This window comes from Paenibacillus amylolyticus (genome assembly GCF_003719335.1).
Lineage (GTDB): Bacteria > Bacillota > Bacilli > Paenibacillales > Paenibacillaceae > Paenibacillus > Paenibacillus amylolyticus_D.
In genome coordinates this window covers 56,058-75,072 of sequence record NZ_RIAS01000015.1, presented here as the reverse complement: position 1 = coordinate 75,072, position 19,015 = coordinate 56,058, and the positions used below count along the sequence as shown (strand labels likewise).

Here is a 19,015-nt window from a genome sequence, read left to right as displayed (position 1 = left end):
GACTCTATAGAAAAACCGGGTGTTCACGGGTTTAAAGCAGCAAAGAAATTCACAAACTACGGGGAGCGAGACACCAGCCCACGGGTTATTTTTTTGTAGAGTACGGATGAAATTAAACGACAGATGTACTGCCATTTATTTTTCCATTCATGTTGCTCAATATTATATATTTGGGGGGAATACACCATGTCAGCCAATAAAATGCGTTCCGATATGATCAAAAAAGGGTTTGACCGCGCACCACACCGGAGTTTGCTCCGTGCAGCGGGCGTAAAAGAAGAGGATTTTGGCAAGCCGTTTATCGCGGTATGTAACTCGTACATCGATATTGTACCTGGTCATGTTCACTTGCAGGAGTTTGGTAAAATTGTTAAAGATGCCATTCGTGAAGCCGGCGGCGTTCCGTTCGAATTCAACACCATCGGGGTTGATGACGGAATTGCGATGGGACACATCGGCATGCGTTACTCCTTGCCAAGCCGTGACATTATTGCGGATTCCGTAGAAACGGTTGTATCTGCTCACTGGTTCGATGGCATGGTATGTATCCCGAACTGTGACAAAATTACACCAGGTATGATGATGGGCGCATTGCGTTGTAACATCCCTACCGTATTCGTAAGCGGTGGACCGATGAAAGCAGGCCGTGACAGCAATGGTAAAGCTCTCTCGCTGACTTCAGTATTTGAAGGCGTTGGTGCTTTCCAAGCGGGTAAAATCGACGACAAGAGCTTGCTTGAGCTTGAACAGTTCGGTTGTCCAACTTGCGGATCTTGCTCCGGTATGTTCACCGCGAACTCCATGAACTGTCTTGCAGAGGCGATGGGACTTGCAATGCCGGGTAACGGAACCATTCTGGCTGTAGCACCTGAGCGCCGCGAATTTGTTAAACAATCGGCGAAACAACTGATGGAATTGATCAAACTGGATCTGAAACCACGTGATATCGTAACTGCAGAAGCCATCGACAATGCGTTTGCTCTCGACATGGCGATGGGCGGTTCTACGAATACGGTACTTCACACATTGGCTCTGGCACACGAAGCTGGCATTGAATATCCGATTGAGCGTATCAATGAAGTTGCTAACCGCGTTCCGCATCTGGCGAAACTGGCACCTGCTTCTGACTTACACATCGAAGATGTTCACAATGCAGGTGGCGTAAGTGCGGTTCTTAATGAATTGCTTAAGAAACCAGGCGCAATCCACGCGGACTGTATTACAGTTACAGGTAAAACCATCCGTGAAAACGTAGAAGGACAAGAGATCAAAGATACAAACGTAATCCACAAGCTTGACAACCCGCACTCCGAAAAAGGCGGACTGGCTGTATTGTTCGGTAACCTTGCACCAGAAGGTGCGATCATCAAAGTTGGAGCGGTTGATGCTTCGGTTGGTGGATACCATAAAGGTCCTGCAATCTGCTTCGATTCTCAGGAACAGGCACTTGAAGGCATTGCTAACGGCAAAGTCAAAGAAGGACATGTTGTTGTCATTCGTTATGAAGGACCAAAAGGCGGACCGGGTATGCCTGAAATGCTCGCGCCAACTTCCCAGATCGTAGGTATGGGACTTGGTGCCAAAGTCGGTCTGATCACAGATGGACGTTTCTCTGGCGCATCCCGAGGAATCAGTATCGGCCACATCTCTCCAGAAGCAGCGGAAGGCGGCCCAATTGCCTTTGTTGAAGAAGGAGATATCATTGAACTCGACCTGAACAACCGCACTATTGAGTTGCAAATTAGCGAAGAAGAATTCCAAGCTCGTCGTGCGAACTGGAAAGGTTTTGAACCAAAAGTCAAAACCGGCTTGCTGGCTCGCTACTCCAAACTTGTAACCAATGCAAGCAACGGTGGCGTTCTGAAGATCTAGTTTGCATGATGAAGCCATAAATACTAAACCGAGTATATAAAAATGAAAAAGGATGCGCTTTGCCACACTGGCAAAGCGCATCCTTTTTTTGCATCGGAATTGCGTACAAACGCTCTTCTCAGAAAAATTGCGCTATTCAAATGAATAATTAAATTCGCGTATAAATCCGTTACAACATCATCATTTAATTCAGTTTTCATCAATGAATTCAATTCTGTTCCGTTAAAACCTCATTTTCTATAACAAAGGAATCGTCTTCTGCTTGTTCAGTTACACCTGAAGCGATCGTATGATGCTGCCCGTAACGTTTCAACAGTTCCTCCACCGGCATCACAATCATTTTAGGCACCAATTGATCTGTCCGCTGTTTCAAGCGTTTTTGGCCTGCTGGATGAATAACGCTAAGTAACAGCCTTAGATATAACTTGGAGGCCAGACTGAACGGGCCTGGTGCCAGCTCTTGCACAGTGAATCCAAATTTTTCAGGACCACGGTTAATCATACTCACCCCATAAAGAGCCTTTGCTGAACGTAATTCAGGATCTGTAGCAACAACCTGTGCCAGGTCTGGCAGTTGTTGTTCCATCGTACGAATCATACGAATCGCTAAGTGCATCGTTGAACGGGATGTAACACCAAGTTCGAATAATGTTTGATTGTCAAAATGTAACTCTATAATCGGATCTCCGTTCTGCATCACATAACCATGTTCCATCTCCACTCGTGCACCGTGGTACACACGGGAACGAAAATGAAGCATCGGATCTTTAGGTGAAGCGGCTCGCAGATGGTATACCCAGTGAAATAATTTTTCCCAGCCTAACCACAAAGCAACCACGGCACGTTTCCAAAGCTTTAGTTTCAAGCGTGTTTCCACTTCTCTCTTTGAAACCACTGATGACGATTCGGTAATTTCGCTACCATTCATCAACGTGTCCACACGTACACTTTCCAAGTCACGTCGCTTGGCTTCCTGCAGCACGGCCTCCAGCGCCTCAAGCATCTGCTCTGGTGCGTGTGCATCTGCTCCTAAGGTTGTGCCGCGATCATGGAGCAGCATAACCTCTCCGCCCTTTAATTTGTTCAGCATACGTTTTTTTAATTGTTCGGCACCTACACTGCATTTCCAATCCTCAAACATGGCGGACCACAGAACGATCTTACGATCTTTTTTGCTGAAAAAATCAAACAGGTTCATAATGCCCCATGGCGGACGATAATAACAAGTTTTCTCACCCGTGATTTCTTGAATGATCTGACCTGTTCGATGGATCTGATCCCGAACCGTTCGTGGACGCATCAACCAGTTTGTTTTATGAATATAATTATGAATTCCGATTAAATGGCCTTCCTCATGCATACGTCTGATTAACTCCGGATGACTTGCTGCATGCTCCCCCACAACGAAAAAAGTTGCCTTGACATTGTACTTACGTAACAGTTCAAGCAACCTGGGCGTATAAATAGGGTCAGGCCCGTCGTCAAATGTCAGGGCATAGTGTGCTTCACTTTTCCCCCTCCTGAACACACGAAATCCGAACAGTCGGCTGATCAGACTTGGAATAAAAGCATAAAAAGAGGACAGATACAATAACCACAGTAAAATACTCTGAAGCATCGTTGTCATGATGTCGATTCCCCACTTCTCCTGCTAATTTACGGCCATATGGCACTTTCTAAAATAAACCGCCTTTAATTTTATCATAGTTAGTTCTTTTATTAAATGCTGTTTCCTCAAATCCCCACTATCATGTACAATGAATACAATCTAATTTCTGCCTGTAAAGGAGTCTATGTCCATGTTGCCGCTTTATAAAAAGTATGGGCGCACCGTCTTTGATATCGCTCTGCTTGTGTTAACCGTGTATGTGATCATGTTTGCCTTTAGTAAATTGTATCATATCGCTGCACCCGTTTTTCTTTCATTTATTGTCTTTTGGATGATTGAGCCGTTAGCCAAATTCCTTCACCGAAAAGGATTGCCCAAAACAGCCGGAACGGCCATATCCGTGTTGTTGTTTCTCGGGCTCATTGTGGCTGCCTTCTTTGGTCTAGGCTTTTTTATCATTTCACAGATTTCCGATCTTCAGCTCAATTTCCCGGTGTATGTTGAGATGATCCAGCGTGAATTCACGGATCTGGTCTTGCTCATCCAGGACAAGTCCAATGCCCTTCCTGACGGAATACTGGATAAAGTAAACGAATATTTCGCCACACTATCCGGGATTCTTTCCCGTTGGGTCACTAGTGGAGCACAATTCATCATCGGCTTTCTCAGCTCATTCTCCACATTCATTACAAACTTCGGGATTGCGATCATTCTAGCATTTTTTCTCAGTATTGAGATTGAATCCTGGCGCAAATTTGCTCGTGCCAAAACGCCCAAAACATTAAAAACGGCGAATGAATTTATGCGCACACACGTGTTCAAAACGATCCGTTCCTATATGAAGGCACAATTGATCATGATGCTCATTACATTTGTATTGATATATGCGGGGTTATTGATTCTGGGAACCTCCAATGCCTTTACAATCGCAGCGATCTGCGCCATTTTTGATCTGGTGCCGCTACTCGGTGTTCCAGTGATATTTATTCCGTGGATTGTTTATTTGTTTATCGTAGGCAATAGTACGCTCGCCATTGGCTTGATTGTGGTTTTAGCTGTGACCATGCTAACAAGACAACTGCTTGAACCGAAAATTTCAGGGAATTCCATTGGTGTTTCCTCTGCTTATTTGATGCTTTCGTTTATGTTAATTTCCCTGTCGATCTTCGGACTCGCAGGTGTCGTGTTATCTCCTGTGCTTCTGATTTTGTTAAAAGAACTACTACAGCAAGGTTATCTGCAAAAATGGATTCATCTGCCCACTGACGAATTCGAATCGTCACCATTAGTGGTTGATCCTCCTGCTCCTGATGTTTCAGAGAGGACAGAACATCAGTAGATGACATACTCGTGATCCTCTCATGTGAACAAATCACGAGAACTCTGCCAGATAGTCCGTAATTTTGCGAAATAGAGCTGTAGCCTGATGGGAAGCTTCCGGAGAGACATTCTGTACCAACACAGCAACAGCATATCTCGGCTTCTCTACGGGCCCATATCCTATGAACCATTGGTTGTTTTTGGCTTTCCCTTTTTGTTGTACCTGAGCTGTCCCTGACTTCCCTGCGACGTGCCATCTCGCGTGTTGCAGGGATTTTCCTGTTCCCTCCCGTACTACGGTATTCATCCAGCTTAACAGCAGGTGAGCTGTGGTCGGAGAAATCTGTCCTGCTGCTGAAGGAGATGCATGCAAAGGCATATCTAACATCGTGTCTCCATCCGCGTACCTGATTCGTTGCACAAGCCGGGGAGCGTTTACCTTTCCATCATGTAACAGTGTCACAATCAAGTTCGCTGCCTGTAGCGGAGTGACCCGTACATCCCGCTGTCCAATGGCTGTCTGGATTTTGGCGCCTTCATCTGCAGACTTCACGGCTTCTGTCCGAATACGCCCCGGTTCTTCATGGTCAAAATGTTTTAAAACCGGCATCCCCGCAATATGTTGTGCCTGCCAGCCAACAGAACGTGAAAGCCCTAGGCGATCCGCAGTTTGTTCCAACTGCTCCATGTGAAGCCTACGTGCAGTTTCAGCGAAAACAACGTTACATGACTCCGCGAATCCCTTTTCCAAATTCAATTCACCATGTCCATGCTCCTTCCAACAGGAAAGGCCATATTTTCCATAAGCTCCTTCGCAGTGAAACTTCTCATCACGAGAAACAACCTGATTTTCCAGGGCTGCTGCAGCCGTTACGATTTTGAATATAGAGCCTGGTGCAACCGCTTGTATAGCTCTGTTCCCCCAGGAGGAGTGCTGTGGATCGACATGCTGCGGTTGATAAAAGGGACGTGATACCATTGCGCGTACATCTGCATTTGCAGCATCAAGAACTACTATGGCTCCTTCCTCTAGACCGGATGCTTCTGACAATTCTTCAATGCCCTGCTGTATACGTGCATCAATGGTGGTTTCCACCACTAATGGATAGTGCGAATTTGTAGGTGCAATCACGCGCGGATCCATCTCAGGGATAACCTGTCCATTCCCTGATACCATGCGCGTTATTAACGTCGGTCCTACACCTCTTAGCAACGGCTCCAGCGTTCTTTCCAGTCCAGCTGCTCCCGATTTCATGGCAAAAGGTTGTTTTACTTCATCTTGATGCCTGTGATTTCCTCCATAAATTTCGGAATGCTCACTCAAATAACCCAGCCACTGGCTTCCACTAGCCTTCGGGAAATACCTGGTCATGACAGGATACACATCCGCTCCTTGGAGGTGCAGGTTCCGCACATTTACAACTTGAGCATCCGTTAACAAAATAGGCTCTGAACCGCCTCTAGTCCAAAGATGTGGCGTGTTCTCCTTGTGCCATTCCCTTTTTAACTGGTTCACATCTGTATGAAGGAAGGAGGCTAGTTGTTTGAGCTTGAAATCATGCTCACTTTTCCCGATGGATGGATAAAGCACCAGCCCCCATTGCATCTTCCCTGTTAATGGACGGCCGTGAACATCCGTAAACTGCCCACGTCCAGAATCCAGCATCACACCATGTTCACGTTGCAGCACTGACATCTCACGCACGGTTCGCTGAAACCCGGGCATGATTCGGTTCACTTGAACCATTTGAATCCAGCCTAGCCTCAGCACCAACACTGCGAAGAGAAGAGTAAGTCCGGCGCTAATTATGGCTATACGACGTTTCCACACAAGTTGCAACTGCACACCTGTTCCACCCTCACCTTTTTCGTGTATTATGCGTTGTCCTCTCTGGAATTATCCGGAAAGCCAAAGAAAACCTGCCTCGATGAAGAGGCAGGTTCGTTTGTAATTTGCAGCTTGTTGTCTGCTGGTTACACGGTAAAACGTGAGAGTGTTTCTTTCAGTTCAGTCGACACATTCTCCAGCTTGCCAGAGAGGCTAACGAGTTGATTACTGATGTTTTGCTGTTCACTGCTCAAAGAAGCCACTTCCTCTGAAGTTGCCGAGGACTCTTCAGCAACAGCGCTGACATTGCTCATCGCTTCAGACAAGGTTGCTTGCGATTTGCTCAACTCTCCAATGGAGCCTGTAACCATACCCAGACGTTCAACGAAAGCACCCATTTGGTCCTGTACAGAAGCAAAGATCACATTCGTATCTTTTACAGCATCCATCTGTTCCTTAAACAAAGGATATGCATCGGACAGGGCTTTTACCGTTTCATTCATCTCTGACATGATTTTGTCGGTAATCTCCCCAACCATATCAATGGACTGTCTGGACTGTGCAGCAAGTTGACGTACTTCGTCCGCTACGACCATAAAACCACGTCCAGCTGCACCAGCCCGCGCTGCTTCAATCGTTGCATTTAGAGACAAAATATTGGTCTGTTTCGTAATATTTTGCATAACATCGAGCACCTTCAATACAGAGGATGTGCTCTCTTTTAACGAATCAACTTTGTTAACCAACGCTCCAATCATTTCTTCGGTCTTCTGCGTTTTGGTCATCAACTGATTCAGATGCTGTGTTCCTGTTTGACTGGATTTTTCAACATGACGGGCAGAACTGCCCATCTCTTCATTCGCTGCAATCACACTTTCCATCTGACGAGAGATATTATCCGTCAACTCATTGCCACGTTCCGCTTCCGTTGCCAGACTACCTGCACCACCAGCAATTTCTTCAGTAGCTACAGCAATCTCAGAAGCAGATACGGCTGTTTTCTTCGAAGCATTGCTCAGTTCTGTAGCTGTATCCAATACTTCCTGTGCAGAACGATTGGTCTGCTCGACCAGCTTCGTAATTTGTTCCATCATCGTATTAAATGCAGCGGATAGTTGCCCAATCTCATCTTGGGAACTATACGGAGTTCGTACTTTCAGATTTCCTTTTGCACCCTCCTGCATAAGATCTTTCAATCCGCTGAGCGGACGAGCAATCATACGAACCATCCAGACACCGATTACCACAGCAAGGGCTGCAAATGCGAGCGCCATCCACAAGGTCATCGTTAAGATGCCTTTTGCATCTTTAACCAGCATTGAAGTTGGAACCATACCGATTAGTTTCCACGCGGATGAATCCAGCGTGCTATATACAGCCAGCATATTCGTCGACTTGCCTTCGATATCATATTCGGTATTTGTACTTCCTGCCGGTTCCTTTAAATCTTTAACAAAGGCAAGATCTGTCTCTTTTCCTGTACGCCCCGCAATGGATGATGCAACCACTTTGTTGTCGGGAGCAATCAATTGAAGCACCGCACCTGCCCCCAGATCCAGTGATTTCAGTTGCTCTTCCAGCACTTCCAGTTTCAATTCAATGATCAGTACGTAAGACTGTGTCGTACCTTGCAGGTTCTTCATAGAACGTGCAATTCGGAAAGTCGGTGTCGTACCATCCGTTTTCTCTTCTGTTGGGAGCCAGCGATATCCTCCCTGTGCAATGAGATCACTGTACCAGGCTTCCTGGCGAATGCTTCCCATCGTTGAACTGCTGTTCCCAGTTCCCATAACGGATTTTGATTCATCTGTTGGCACCAAATAAATCGCTTCCATAGATTTGTTTGTAAAAGCTACATTCGATAACTGTTTATTAATTGAACTCGAATTGACGAACGTATCATATGCTGTCAGATTCGGATCAGACATTTTTTGAAGCAATGACTGCATCTCTGGATCAAAAAAGATCTGTGTGGACGTATCCACAAAACGTTCCAAAATAATATCCAGCTTCTGCTTGGTTTGATCAATCGTTTCCTGATTTGCTCTGGATGCATTAGCCTCGATTGTATTTTTAGCCTTGGAATAGGATAATAGGCCCAGACTAATAACAACAATCATAATGGCTGCAAAAAAGATCAAAAAAAGTTTAACTCCTACAGATTTGACTGGATTCACCTTTCTAATCTGTTTGAAGGAATTGCCTCCAAGTCCTTTCCAATCACGATTCTTCAGTTGCTTCTTCAACCAATCCACTTTGATCCAATCAAACCGGATCTTACTGCGATCAAATTTGAAAGGTTTTTTATGTATCCCTTCTTTTTTGATTTTGACCGGTTTAATTTTTTTTACATTCTGTGTCTTATCAGGCTTAGCCTGCTCGGGTTGTGTAATGTGTTCCCCACTGTCTTTATCCTTCTTTTGTACCATCCCAATCACCTGCCAGTAATTTTCTTGTTAGATTTTTCAATCTCTCCCCTATAAATATGTAGTATTCGACAGCTTTCCTGCTTTCCCTCCAATTCCTCAGAAATATATTACAACTTTTTTCCTATTTTTCTATAAAAAAAAGACCCCCATATACCGATATACGGAGGTCCATTTCTGCACTTTATAACACAAATTTGTGATTCATTAACATTATGTTGTTTCACACTAGGTAAATAAGCCTACTTCTTTTTTCTCATCATGTCAAAGTAAGAGACTGGCTGATCGACTTTCATCTTCACCAGCTGCAACGGATGTCTGGCAGCATCAAGAATATTGCCTTGTTCATCCTGAATTTCACCTACCACTTGTTTGAAAAAAGTACCTTTGGGACCGAAGAACTCGATTTCCTGTCCCGGCTTAAAGTGATTACGCTGCTGAATCGTTGCCATGCCCGTTTCTTCATCATATCCCATAACCAGACCAGCAAAGTCGTAAGGCACTGCTTTCTCTTCCGGCTCATAGATATGATCTTCATGATCAGGCGTATCGTAGAAGAAACCGGTATTCAGCGGCCGGTTCGCCGCTTTATTCATTTCTTCCACCCACTCCGGTTTAAGCACATAATTTTCAGGATCAGCCATGTAAGAGTCAATAGCCTGACGATATACGTTCACAACAGTCGCAACGTAGTGAATCGATTTCATCCGTCCTTCGATTTTGAAGCTGTCTACACCCACATCAATCAATTCCGGGATATGACCGATCATGCACAGGTCTTTCGAGCCCATGGAGAAAGAATTATCCTGTTCCTGGAACAAAGGCAGTTGATTATCTCCCAGTTTAAAGGGTGCAGGAGCCTTCATCTGCATTTCCTCTTCGCTTACCCAGACCGTATCTTCTCTCGCATCTTCAAACAGATCATACTTCCAGCGACAAGACTGACAGCAACCTCCACGGTTGGAGTCTCGGTCTGTAAAATGGTTAGACAATACACAACGTCCCGAATAGGAGGAACACATCGCTCCGTGAATGAAGGCCTCAATCTCGATATCCACATTCGCCTTGATCTCTTCAATCTCTTCAAAGCTTGTCTCACGACCAAGCACAACCCGTGGCAGTCCTTCGTCCTTCCAGAACTTCACGGCTTGCCAGTTCAATGTGGATTGTTGTGTGCTAAGATGCACTTCCAGGCCCGGTACTGCACGCAAAGCCACTTCAATGATAGCCGGATCGGCAACAATAACCGCGGAGATGCCTGCATCATACAGGTTCTGCAAGTACTCTTCAATACCTGCCACATCTTCGTTATGGGCATAGATATTCGTTGCTACGAATACTTTAGCTCCATATTTTTTCGCAAATTCTACACCTTCACGCATTTCTTCAAAACTGAAGTTATCCGCATTCGAACGAAGTCCATAAGCCTGTCCGCCGATATATACGGCGTCAGCCCCATAGTGAATCGCAAATTTTAATTTTTCCAGATTTCCCGCCGGAGCCAAGAGCTCCGGTTTATCCAGACGGTTACGTTTACCAGAAAACTTCCGTTTGACCGCCACTGTTTCCATCTTGTTCACCTCGTCTATTAATACACTTGTTCTTTATAGAAAAATCCAAATGACAATTCCCGCTCAGGGTCCTGCAGCTCACGAACCTCACGCAACCATTCTTCGTCATATGCATAAGCCTCTGCGTCTGCTTCATACAGATCTATTGCTTTACGGTAAGCACGAATGACCGCTTCGTTGTATGCCAAGGGCTTGAGGATTCCCTCCACTTTGAAGCTGTGTACACCTGCCTCCATCATCAGATGAAGATCTTCCAAAATGCAAATGTCCTCAGAACTCATAATATGCGTCCCATTGATGTCCTCATAGATCGGAAACTTCTCATCCCGTCGCTCCGCTTCAATCAGGAACAAACCGCGTTCCTTACCGAGATTTCCCTCCACAGGACGTCCTTGATGAGCCATGTAACTCTGAACCAGGCTGCGCTTGGAGTGATAAATATTGGTCATGCCATGAACCTGCACCTGCGCCTCCACTTTTAAAAATGGAACCATCTCCGTAATTTCGTCCATGTTCAACTCACGGGCAAGGACAACGCGGCTGGCCCCTTTGGTTCCCCAGTAGTTAGCTGTTGCATAGTTTGTGGACGTCATCTCTGCATTCCAATGCAAATGAATATGCGGTGCATGCTCCTTAATCGCTGCCAGTACGGATGGATCGTTAAACTCGACCGCGTGCACGCCAATTCGGCCCAAAGCTTGCACATATTCAGGCAATTCTTTCAATAATTCATTCGACATCAGGTTGTTCATAGAAACAATAATCCGAGCCTCATGTTTGGCAGCCATGGCCGCCACCTCTGCAGTCTCGTCCAGGCTAAAGTTGCCCGGCAGACGCATGCCAAAGCGATCATCCCCAATTAATAAAGCGTCAGCTCCGGCTTGAAGCAATGCTTCTGCTTCTCTTACATTTGCTGCTGTCACGAGCAGTTCATGTTTTGTACTCATCTAATCCCCTCCGCTTATTGCGCAGCCTTACTTTTGGCTATATTTTGCTGATGTTCCTTGTATGTCTTGGCAAACAGATGCCCTGAAGTTCCATCCTTTTTCGTTACATAAAACAGATATTCCGAAGCTTCCGGATTCAATGCTGCCTTGATGGACGCAAGACTCGGACTGGCAATCGGGCCAGGTGGTAGACCCTTGTTTAAGTACGTATTATACGGACTTTGTACCTTAAGGTCCTTAAACAACAACCTTGCCTTCGGTTTATCAAGCAAATACTGCACCGTAGCATCGATCTCCAGCTTCATATCTTTATTAATCCGATTATAGATTACCCCTGCTACCAGTGCACGTTCCTGATCTACGACAACTTCCCGTTCCACCAGCGATGCAATCGTCAGCAGTTCATGCAACGAAAGTTTCTTTTCATCAAGTCCCGCTTGCAAATCTGGAATGGAATTCACTTTCGTCTGAAACTCTTCCAGCATTCGCTGCATCACATCATGCGTGTTGCTGCCTTTTTTCATTTCGTAGGTTTCAGGGAAAAGATAACCTTCCAGCACATATCTCAATTCTTCATCCACCGGGATGCTTTTGATGATATCCACATCGAAGGCTGAAGGATCATTGGCCAGCTTAAGGAACTCCTTTTTATCCACAATACCCTCAGCTGAAAGCTTGTCCGCCATCTGTAAAACGGTGTAACCTTCCGGGATCGTAAACTTCACCATCTCCTCAGGGACAACCTCGCCGCTACTCAGTTTGTGAATGATCTCATCGTACGTCACACCTGGGTTCATGGCATATTTACCCGCCATAAAATTACTGCCCAGCTTCTTCCACTTTAAATAACCTTTGAACACCAGACTGTTTCGGATAAGTCCTTCCCGCTGCAGCTGATCCGCAATTTGGGATATACCCGAGCCGCTCTTGATTTCAAATACGACTGGCTCAGAAGAAGCTTCAACCGGACGCATCATGTTCCATACATACCCGCCAGCTCCTCCGGCCAGAATGAGCAGTACGAGCAGTAAGATCCCTATGACTTTGCCTTTCAACAGAGACACAACTCCTTTACACAACCAAAAAGAGCGGACTTCTCCGCCCTTCCGGTTTTTTCAATTTGAAGCTGATTAATCCTCGTCAATCGGGAGTGTGCACTCATCATAGAGCTCCGAGATGCTCTCCCACTCATCGTCATCATCAATCGTAACTAATTCGGGCATGATCTGGTCCTCGCTGCCAGGTACAACCCGTAGCAGTTCAACCTCATCATACGGACGCAATGAACTGCGGAGCACCGCGTACTGTTGCCCATGTACCTCAAATTCAGCGAGCAATTCATACGGATGTGATTTACCGTTCTCTTCCTCGAGCTCCACATGAGCACCGAATGCCAGACGCAGCGAATCTGTCCATTTCAGGTCTTTGCGATTATATTCCGTCATTTAGTTCGCTTCCTCTTCATCTTCAGCAAGAAATGTATTAAAGGTCTCCTCGACGATATCCCACTCGGCATCATCTTGGATCACAAAAAGTTTGATATCATCGCCATCTTCTTCATAACGGAATGCATACACATCCGTCTCGCCATCTTCAGGTTCAACCGGAGCAACCATCATATACTTGGCCTCCGAACCGTCCACTTCGAATTTCATGATGACTTCGAATTCCTCTTCGTTACCCTCGTCATCTGCAATGTAAATGATCTCAGCTTCTTCTTCCATACCCAGTTGATCTTCAGCCATTGTTGATCCCCCTCACCTTGTACTATTGGCATCCAAATAATTTTGCAAAATCAGGCTTGCGGCCATTTTATCCACAACCTGTTTGCGTTTTTTGCGACTGACATCCGCTTCAATCAGCGTACGTTCGGCTGCCATCGTTGTCAGCCGTTCATCCCAAAGGTGAACAGGTAAATTCAGTTCGCCCCGCAGGCGTTCAGCGAAAGCAATACATATTTCACCACGCGGCCCTACGGTGCCGTTCATGTTTTTGGGGAGTCCAACCACAATTTCGGTGATCTCGTGCTCACGCACCAGTTCAGCAATTCGTGTGAACTCACCTTCATCCCGGCGGCGTTCAAGCACTTCCAATCCCTGGGCAGTCCAACCGAAGGCGTCACTCACGGCAACCCCGATTCTGCGGTCCCCATAGTCCAAACCTAATTTTTTCATCATGCTCTCCCATCCTGCAGCCTGTTCAGAACGATATGCAATCGTCTGTGCAGACTTCAGTCTGTCTTCTGTCGGTTCATTGCCCGTTTGCCTGCACGGCTGCAGACAAACGGAAGTGGCGTATATTACCGGTGATTGGCCAGATAGGAACGAACAAGCTCTTCAATCAGCTCATCGCGCTCCTTTTTCCGGACCAGACTGCGTGCGTTGTTGTGACGCGGAATATACGCGGGGTCGCCGGATATCAGATATCCAACGATCTGGTTAATGGGATTATACTCTTTATCGACCAGTGCGTCATATACCGTGAGAAGAATCTCTTGTGAAGATGCCTCCTGTTCGTCACCTTTCACATTAAATTTAACCGTCTTATCCATGGAGTCCATTGATGACACCTCGCTCCTGCATGAACATGGGGACCATGTCCTGCCGAATTGATTTCTGTTTATATAATAACATATTCTGACTGCCACAAGTACACAAAGGATAAGGCAATTGTGTTTTTTGCTTGTCCTTTACTGGCTGACAATGGAAATTGCCAGTTTCAGTGCTTCATCCAGCTTACTTGCGTCCTTGCCTCCGGCCTGAGCCATATCCGGACGTCCGCCGCCGCCGCCGCCGCATACTGCAGCAACTTCCTTCACAATCTTGCCGGCGTGCAGACCTTGTTTTACCTGCTCGGCAGGTACTGCGACTACAAAATTCACTTTGCCATCAGCCGGCGCGCCGAGTACGAGAACTGCATCTGGCAGTTTTACTTTCAGCTCATCTGCAACGGTACGAAGTGCATCCATATTCGGTGCATCTACACGAGCGGCCAGCAATTGCGTATTACCTGCTTGTACCACCTGATCCGTCAGCTGACCTGCTTCCATCGCACTGAGTTTGCTTTGCAGCGATTCAGTCTCTCTCGCAGCTTCTTTCAGTTGCTGATTCAGACCTTCAATCCGCTTCGGCACATCCGCTACATTCGCTTTAAGAAGGGTTGCGGACTGTTTAAGCAGTTCCAACTGGCTTTCCACATACAGATAAGCACCGCGGCCTGTTACAGCTTCGATCCGGCGTACACCGGAGCCGATTCCACTTTCGCTTACCAGTTTGAAAATACCAATCTCTGAAGTATTATTTACGTGACAGCCGCCACAAAGTTCCAAACTGTAATCTCCAATTTGCACGACGCGCACGATATCTCCATATTTTTCGCCGAAAAGAGCCATAGCTCCCATTTCCTTCGCTTCATCGATGCCTTTCAGCTCAATGTTTACGTTCAGACGATTCCAGATCTGCTCATTCACTTGGCGTTCAATTTCGGTCAACTCTTCTGGTGTGATACTGCCGAAGTGAGAGAAGTCAAAACGCAGACGCTGCGGTTCCACCAAGGAACCAGCCTGATTAACATGGGTACCCAGCACATCTTTCAATGCTTTGTGCAGCAAGTGTGTTGCCGTATGGTTTTTAATGATGTCTCCGCGTTTGGTTGCATCCACTTCTGCTTGAATGACATCGCCCACACGAAGCTCACCAGACTGAATCGTCACCACATGCACATGCTGCCCTTGCGGAGCCTTGAACAGACCTTGAACAGTTGCTACCGCACTTGCACTGCGAAGCAAGCCTTGGTCACTGACTTGACCACCGCTTTCTGCATAAAATGGGGTTTGATCCAGAATAACTTGAGCAGTCTGCCCTTCTCCTACAGAATCTGCAAGAGCATCTCCTGTAACAATCGCTACCACTTTTGCTTCCGTCAACAGGTCAGTATATCCAACAAACTCGCTTTTAACCTCCAGGTCAGCAAGCGGTCCGCCTTGAATCTTCATGCTTTCATTCTCTTGACGCCCTGCACGTGCACGATCACGTTGCTCTTGCATGGATGCATCGAAGCCCTCACGATCTACGGTCAGACCATGTTCAGACGCGTAATCCTCAGTCAAGTCAAACGGGAATCCGTACGTATCGTATAGTTTGAATGCCTCCGGTCCGCTAATCACTGTGCGTCCTTCGGATTTGGCTGTAGCACTGATATCAGCCAGAATGGCAAGTCCGTCTGACAACGTTTCGTGGAAACGTTCTTCCTCGGTTTTAATCACTTTAGCAATAAACTCCTGCTTGTCCACCACTTCTGGATAGTACATTCCCATCACTTCACCAACAGTAGTTGTCAGTTCATACAGGAACGGACGATCCAGACCCAACACTTTACCGTAACGAACGGCACGGCGCAGCAAACGGCGAATAACGTATCCACGGCCTTCATTGCTTGGCAGTACCCCATCACCTACAGCAAATGCCACCGTACGGATATGATCGGCAATGACTTTGAGCGCAACATCGATCTCAACACTGTCGTTATATTTTACGCCCGCAAGCGCAGCCGTTTTCTGAATCATCGGTTGGAACAAGTCGGTGTCAAAGTTGGAATCTACATTTTGCAGAATGGAAGCAAAACGCTCCAGCCCCGCACCTGTATCAATATTTTTGTTCGGAAGCGGTGTGTAGCTACCGTCTTTGTTATGGTTAAATTGAGAGAATACGAGGTTCCACACTTCCAAATAACGCTCGTTCTCTCCGCCTGGGTACATTTCAGGATCGTTCATATCGTTACCGTAAGCTTCCCCACGGTCATAGAAGATTTCGGTACAAGGACCGCATGGGCCTTCACCGATATCCCAGAAGTTTTCGTCCAGCTTAATGATACGTTCAGCTGGCAGTCCAATTTTTTCATTCCACAGCTTGAAGGCTTCTTCATCTTCCGGGTATACGGTAACGGACAGGCGATCCGGATCAAATCCGATCCACTCTTTGCTCGTTAGGAATTCCCAAGCCCAGGTAATCGTTTCTTCTTTGAAGTAATCACCGATAGAGAAGTTGCCGAGCATTTCAAAGAACGTATGGTGACGGCGCGTTTTGCCGACATTCTCGATATCGTTGGTACGGATACATTTTTGCGAATTCGCCAGGCGTGGGTTCTCCGGCTTCTCCCGTCCGTCAAAGTAAGGTTTCAGCGGTGCCATACCCGCATTAATCCACAGCAGGGAAGGGTCATTGTGTGGCACGAGCGACGCACTCGGTTCAATTTTGTGGCCTTTACTTGCAAAAAACTCGATCCATTTCGAACGGATTTCACTAGCTTTCATACTGGTTGCCCCCATCAAATTATAAGTTCCGCAGCGAGATCGCCCCGGTTGGTTAACAGATTGTTTTGCACATTTTTTTGGTAACGCGTCTGTAAAAATAAACACAAAAAACGCCCCTGAATGATCAGGGACGATGTTATCGCGGTACCACCCTGGTTATTGTTCATCTCCCCTTATTGAAAGGGTTCATCTCCCATCATTGAAAGGATAAACGAACAATCGCCTCGTTCATGCGAGTAACGGTCGCGCCCGGCAGGGTTGTCCTGCACTCCGAAATCAGCTTTCTGCCGCTTCAACTTTCTAGACTCTCCCAGCCAGCGAACTCAGAGCATGTCTGAATTCGAAGAAGTCTATTCTCTGAGGAAAGGAACCCTCGGCATACTTCATTTCATCATCGATTTTAATTTAATAAACATACACCCTCATTATATCGGTAGAGTCAGCGAGTGTCAACGCGCCTTCTGAGGCGGTTCCAGATGACTCCCTGCCTCTCTTGGCCTACTTGTTCATTCGGTTCTCCGTTTGATGTAATAGGCGAAAAAATGCTGCACGATCACCTTCAAAACAGCAAAGACCGGTACTGCCAAAATCAGACCGACGATACCCGCCAGCTCTCCACCGACCAGAAGCGCAAAAATAATGGAGAGTGGATGCAAGTGCAGCGTTCGTCCCACCACCTGCGGGGAAACTACATTGCTCTCCAGCACCTGGCAGAGTGTGTTCACCGCGATGACCAGCAATACCATTTTGAAAGAAACTGTTGAAGCCATCACCACCGCTGGTGCTGCTCCCAGAAAAGGTCCCAGATAAGGCACGATGTTGAACACAGCCACGATGCTTGCCAGAAGCAAAGCATAAGGCATATCGATCACAATATATCCGATATAAGCAAAGATCCCCACAATTACACAGACGATAAATTGTCCCCGGATGTAATTGCCGAGTGCGGTGTCGATCTCTTTCATCACAGAAACAATGGCTTTACGGCGAGAACGAGGCAGATAAGCTACAACTGTGCGTTCAAATACATCAAAATCTTTTAACATATAAAAAATCAGAAACGGCACAATAAATACGTTAAACAGCACATTTATCGTCGCACCGATATTGTCCATTAGCACGGTAATCCCCTGCGTAAGCCGGTCTTCCATCTGGAAAAACCAACTGTTCATGCCTGTGCGTATGCTTGGCGGCATTAATTTGTGATCCATATTGTTCATTAGGTTCTGCGCCCGCATGGACAATTCCGGCATGTGTTCATTTAACTCTTCCAGCTGTTCAATCAAGACAGGGATAACATTCATTAAGATGACTCCGATGCAGGTCAGAAAAAAAGCATAGATTAACAGAACCGCAATGGAACGCGGGACTTTGCGTCCGCCAAGCATGCTCACAATCGGATTAAGTACATAAGAAATGATGAGGGCAACGATGAATGGGGCCAGTACCGTTTTCAAGAATCCATAGATATGTAATAATAACGGCCGTAACAGCCAGATAAAATATAGAATGATCAATCCGAGCAAGAGCCAGATCGCGTAACGAAACATTTTATTTTTGGTTAGTTGCTCCATTTGCATTCTCCCCTTTGGACTGCCTCTACAGTTCAGTATATGGACTGGCTCTGAAAGTCAGTATATGTAGGAGAGGGAATTTTTATTAACTCCGTGCAGATGTGGTAATGAAAGAGGAAGAAAATTAGAATATGTTCTGTGTTCAGCATTGCATAATAAAAAACGCTCCCCTCTAGAAAAGAGGAAAGCGAATTTTATGAATCATTGCCTCATATAATCAACCATATGCTTCCTGAACACTATGTAACTACATCTATATCCATCCGTCGCCAGATTGCGACAGCATTAAATGACATGTACTGTCATGAAACCGCATATAGAGGAAGTTAAACCGCGTATTAAGAAGAAGCATGAATATGTGGGAAGTCTTGTGGCAGCTCTTCTCCGAAGAACAAATCATCCAGAGAACTCAGCGTACCGTCCTCTTCCACTTGATACACAGACATTTTCTCACCGTTTACCGTTAACTCAATAAAGCATCCCCAGCAATAAAACTGATGGGAGCCAATTTTTCCGATATCTTTCGAACTACAATTTGGACATTTCATATTCATTCA

Annotated in this window: 15 protein-coding genes; 2 read left to right on the top strand and 13 right to left on the bottom strand. The window is 46.1% G+C overall.

Annotated elements, in window-relative coordinates; translation table 11 throughout:
• Positions 1-186: 186 nt before the first annotated feature.
• A complete protein-coding gene (ilvD, locus tag EC604_RS22785; RefSeq protein WP_123066327.1) occupies positions 187-1,872 on the top strand; it encodes a dihydroxy-acid dehydratase in 1,686 nt (561 codons plus the stop codon).
• A 208-nt stretch (positions 1,873-2,080) separates the two neighbouring features.
• Here the strand turns inward: ilvD and EC604_RS22780 are convergent, their stop codons facing one another.
• Positions 2,081-3,499 (bottom strand): polysaccharide deacetylase family protein, encoded by a 1,419-nt coding sequence (locus EC604_RS22780; protein WP_123066326.1) that lies wholly within the window; start codon positions 3,497-3,499, stop codon positions 2,081-2,083.
• 172 nt (positions 3,500-3,671) lie between these two features.
• Here EC604_RS22780 and EC604_RS22775 point away from each other — a divergent pair, with 172 nt between their 5' ends.
• Positions 3,672-4,820 carry an AI-2E family transporter gene (locus EC604_RS22775; RefSeq protein WP_123066325.1) on the top strand — a complete coding sequence of 383 codons (1,149 nt, stop codon included), beginning with the start codon at positions 3,672-3,674 and terminating at the stop codon, positions 4,818-4,820.
• A 33-nt stretch (positions 4,821-4,853) separates the two neighbouring features.
• Here the strand turns inward: EC604_RS22775 and EC604_RS22770 are convergent, their stop codons facing one another.
• The 12 genes from EC604_RS22770 to EC604_RS22715 all read right to left on the bottom strand — a co-directional run bounded on the left by EC604_RS22770 (position 4,854) and on the right by EC604_RS22715 (position 19,006).
• Positions 4,854-6,647: a peptidoglycan D,D-transpeptidase FtsI family protein gene (locus tag EC604_RS22770; RefSeq protein WP_345789276.1), complete on the bottom strand. Its 1,794-nt coding sequence runs from the start codon at positions 6,645-6,647 to the stop codon at positions 4,854-4,856.
• 128 nt (positions 6,648-6,775) lie between these two features.
• Entirely contained in the window at positions 6,776-9,058 is a 2,283-nt protein-coding gene (locus tag EC604_RS22765) for a methyl-accepting chemotaxis protein (protein WP_123066324.1), read from the bottom strand.
• Positions 9,059-9,297: 239 nt separating this feature from the next.
• Entirely contained in the window at positions 9,298-10,626 is a 1,329-nt protein-coding gene (locus EC604_RS22760; RefSeq protein ID WP_123066323.1) for a peptidase U32 family protein, read from the bottom strand.
• A gap of 17 nt (positions 10,627-10,643) precedes the next feature.
• Positions 10,644-11,573, bottom strand: coding sequence for a peptidase U32 family protein (locus EC604_RS22755; RefSeq protein WP_123066322.1), 930 nt, complete (start codon positions 11,571-11,573; stop codon positions 10,644-10,646).
• A gap of 14 nt (positions 11,574-11,587) precedes the next feature.
• On the bottom strand, positions 11,588-12,628 hold the full coding sequence (mltG, locus tag EC604_RS22750; protein WP_275670050.1) for an endolytic transglycosylase MltG: 1,041 nt from the start codon (positions 12,626-12,628) through the stop codon (positions 11,588-11,590).
• Positions 12,629-12,703: 75 nt separating this feature from the next.
• Entirely contained in the window at positions 12,704-13,018 is a 315-nt protein-coding gene (locus EC604_RS22745) for a DUF1292 domain-containing protein (protein ID WP_090915530.1), read from the bottom strand.
• The gene (locus EC604_RS22740; RefSeq protein ID WP_090915532.1) at positions 13,019-13,318 is read right to left on the bottom strand and encodes a DUF1292 domain-containing protein; all 300 of its coding nucleotides are present in this window, start codon (positions 13,316-13,318) and stop codon (positions 13,019-13,021) included.
• Between the two features lie 12 nt (positions 13,319-13,330).
• Positions 13,331-13,747, bottom strand: a complete 417-nt coding sequence (gene ruvX / locus EC604_RS22735) for a Holliday junction resolvase RuvX (protein WP_240037125.1) — start codon at positions 13,745-13,747, stop codon at positions 13,331-13,333.
• A gap of 125 nt (positions 13,748-13,872) precedes the next feature.
• A complete protein-coding gene (locus EC604_RS22730; RefSeq protein ID WP_090915537.1) occupies positions 13,873-14,133 on the bottom strand; it encodes an IreB family regulatory phosphoprotein in 261 nt (86 codons plus the stop codon).
• Positions 14,134-14,262: 129 nt separating this feature from the next.
• Entirely contained in the window at positions 14,263-16,884 is a 2,622-nt protein-coding gene (gene alaS, locus EC604_RS22725; protein ID WP_123066320.1) for an alanine--tRNA ligase, read from the bottom strand.
• A 506-nt stretch (positions 16,885-17,390) separates the two neighbouring features.
• Complete coding sequence (locus tag EC604_RS22720) at positions 17,391-18,458, bottom strand: AI-2E family transporter (RefSeq protein ID WP_090915541.1); 1,068 nt, start codon at positions 18,456-18,458, stop codon at positions 17,391-17,393.
• A 338-nt stretch (positions 18,459-18,796) separates the two neighbouring features.
• The gene (locus tag EC604_RS22715) at positions 18,797-19,006 is read right to left on the bottom strand and encodes a hypothetical protein (RefSeq protein ID WP_090915543.1); all 210 of its coding nucleotides are present in this window, start codon (positions 19,004-19,006) and stop codon (positions 18,797-18,799) included.
• Positions 19,007-19,015: the final 9 nt, after the last annotated feature.